Below are 2,339 nucleotides of genomic sequence, written 5' to 3' on the forward strand. Positions count from 1 at the left end.
GCAGTAGTGTTGCCCACCAGAAAGGTGCTCCGATCCTCCAGCCCGACAGTGTCTCGACAACACCAATCGTGCCAGGTCAGAGCACCTTTCCCATGCCTTGAGTCACCTCACCCACGAAGAATCGAGGTCAGCACCCTCCTGAACTGGACCGGCACCCCGACGTTGAGGTAGACCGGCAGCATGGCGCGATCGATCCGCGAGCTACACGAAGCATCCGATGAACAGCTGATCCTGGAGCACGATCAGGAGGCTGAGAACACGCGCGTCGGTACGGCCTACTACATGGCCGAACTGCACCGCCGCAATCTGGAGCGCGCCGAGAAGTCGAACCGCCGCCTTGCCCGAGCCTCGTTCATCATGGCCTCGCTCTCAGCCGCCGCAGCCATCGCCGCAGTCCTCCTGTCGGTTCTTGCCGCTCTTGAGTAGACAGGCCGCAATGAAAGTCGCCCTCCCCCGTTTCACACACGGTAACTACCCGCCGTGGGGCGTCCTACTCGCTCCTCCGGACCCCCAAGTCCGCGCCCGCCCTCTTGACCTGCGCATTTGCACGCGCACGCACACATCACCACAGGCCACCCCATCTACCGCGGCCGTGGGATCGCCATACTCGTCTGCGCCCGACGTAACACGAGGTCAGGAGCCTGGTCGGCACCGTCTTCCGCTAGATAGTCCTCTCCCCCGGCACTGGCTGTTGGCCCTGAACTCGCCATTCGGCTGATCAACGAGCACACGCCCTGTACCTCTCGATCCGATCGAGACCCGCGGCGATGTTGCGGCGGCGGCCTGATCGCTGAGCAGCCCAGTGGCTGGAGCGGCATATGTCTGACGCCGCGGGCCTGGCCGGGTGGCCATGCGGTCTGCATCGCTTCCCCGACAGGCGCCGGTCCGGTTGCGCACTCTGCGGCCTTCACGAACTGAGCAGCCCGTCGACGCCTGGCAGGTAGCGCCTGAACTGTGCGCTCTGGAGTTCGTGGCGAACGCGGCGACGGGCACGTACGCTGCTGGGCGTGGGTCTTGAGGCACACTCGACGGTGGCTGCGGAGGGGTCTGATGACCAAGAACCTTAGTGATCACGAGCAGTACATCGCGGACGAGGTCGCTCGCGTTCTGGGCGCTGACTACGAGCCGCACGATGACAACAGCCAGGCCAAGATGTACGACGTACTACTCAAGCACAGGGACGGCACGTCGGGAGCGCTCGAGATCTCCCGGGCCGCTGACACAGCTTCCTTCGGCATGGCCGCATACGCCAGCACGAATACGATCAGCCTTCCGGGTGCTAGCCACGACTGGCTTCTCAGGTATCCCGACGGGTCGACGCTCACCGATCTGGGCCAGCTGCGCGAGCACGCCCGAGCCCTTGTCCAGCTCTGCGAGCAGGCAGGCGTCGACCGCCCCGATGCGCTCCCGAACTTCGGGCTGTACACCACAAATGATCCTGCTGCAGCGTGGTTCCGAAGCCACGAGCCAAATGTCTCCCTACTCAGGGTCGCACCGCGTAAGGGCCCAGAATCGCAATTGTTCCTGATCGCTCCTCCGTATGGCGGCGTCGTCGATCACACGCTTTCGGAACTCGACTCGTGGGTCGAGTCGCAGCTGGCCGAGCCCTGGTACACCGAGAACGTGGCGAAGGTCATCGCCTCAGGCTTTGACGACCTTCACCTGGCAGTCAGCCTCCACGAGGGGTACGTCCCAGGCGACCTGCTGATCAGCTTCATGTTCCGTAACGAGGAACCGATCGCTGGCACATCGAGACTGACGCTCGCTCCCTTGACGGGCCTCTGGCTCTTTGTCGGCGGGGCCAAGGAGTTCGCTCACTGGGCCAACAGCTCGTGGACCCTGTACCCGCGCTTGAAGCCAAGCTAGATCTGGCCCTGACCTGACCATCCGCCCGGTATAATGGATCGGTTGTCGGGGCGCGGGATTCCGCCGCTGAATGGCTCTGATAGTGGTGCCGGTCGTGGCGGTGTCAAGGCCGTGGTGCGGCGCGTGCGGTCGCCTCGGATGATCGCGGGGGTGATTCCCGAAGCGCTCGGTGATCTGCCCGACGACGTTCGGGAGGCTCTGGATGAGCGGGCGCGACAGATCGAACAATACGCGCAGGATGGTGCGCCCCATGAGGCGTCAGACGAGCCCCGCGGCCGCGCTACTCGTCCACTTGGCCGAAGAGAACGGGCCGATCAGGCAGCAACTGCGATGCTGTCCCTCCTGTCAGGGCCGGTCAGTTCGTTTCGGTTCCGTTATCTGACCAGGGTGTATAGCTTTTCCGGGCGGCGGTAGCAGGCCGTCGTGGTGTCGGTGATGGGGAGCCCGGCGAGGTGGATCAGGCTGATCGCGAC

The 2,339-nt window shown here is 64.3% G+C and carries 2 protein-coding genes; both read left to right on the forward strand.

What is annotated here, in order from left to right; all coding sequences use genetic code 11:
• Positions 1-180 precede the first annotated feature (180 nt).
• Positions 181-426 carry a hypothetical protein gene (locus HGK34_RS22075; RefSeq protein WP_201851552.1) on the forward strand — a complete coding sequence of 82 codons (246 nt, stop codon included), beginning with the start codon at positions 181-183 and terminating at the stop codon, positions 424-426.
• A 624-nt stretch (positions 427-1,050) separates the two neighbouring features.
• Positions 1,051-1,866 (forward strand): hypothetical protein, encoded by an 816-nt coding sequence (locus tag HGK34_RS22080; RefSeq protein WP_201851554.1) that lies wholly within the window; start codon positions 1,051-1,053, stop codon positions 1,864-1,866.
• Positions 1,867-2,339: the final 473 nt, after the last annotated feature.

Source organism: Myceligenerans indicum (genome assembly GCF_016742955.1).
Taxonomy (GTDB): Bacteria; Actinomycetota; Actinomycetes; order Actinomycetales; family Cellulomonadaceae; genus Myceligenerans; species Myceligenerans indicum.

Bases quoted from the DNA above. Each gene is read 5' to 3' on its own strand.
- HGK34_RS22080 (WP_201851554.1), top strand. From the start codon at position 1,051: ATGACCAAGAACCTTAGTGATCACGAGCAGTACATCGCGGACGAGGTC.
- HGK34_RS22075 (WP_201851552.1), top strand. From the start codon at position 181: ATGGCGCGATCGATCCGCGAGCTACACGAAGCATCCGATGAACAGCTG.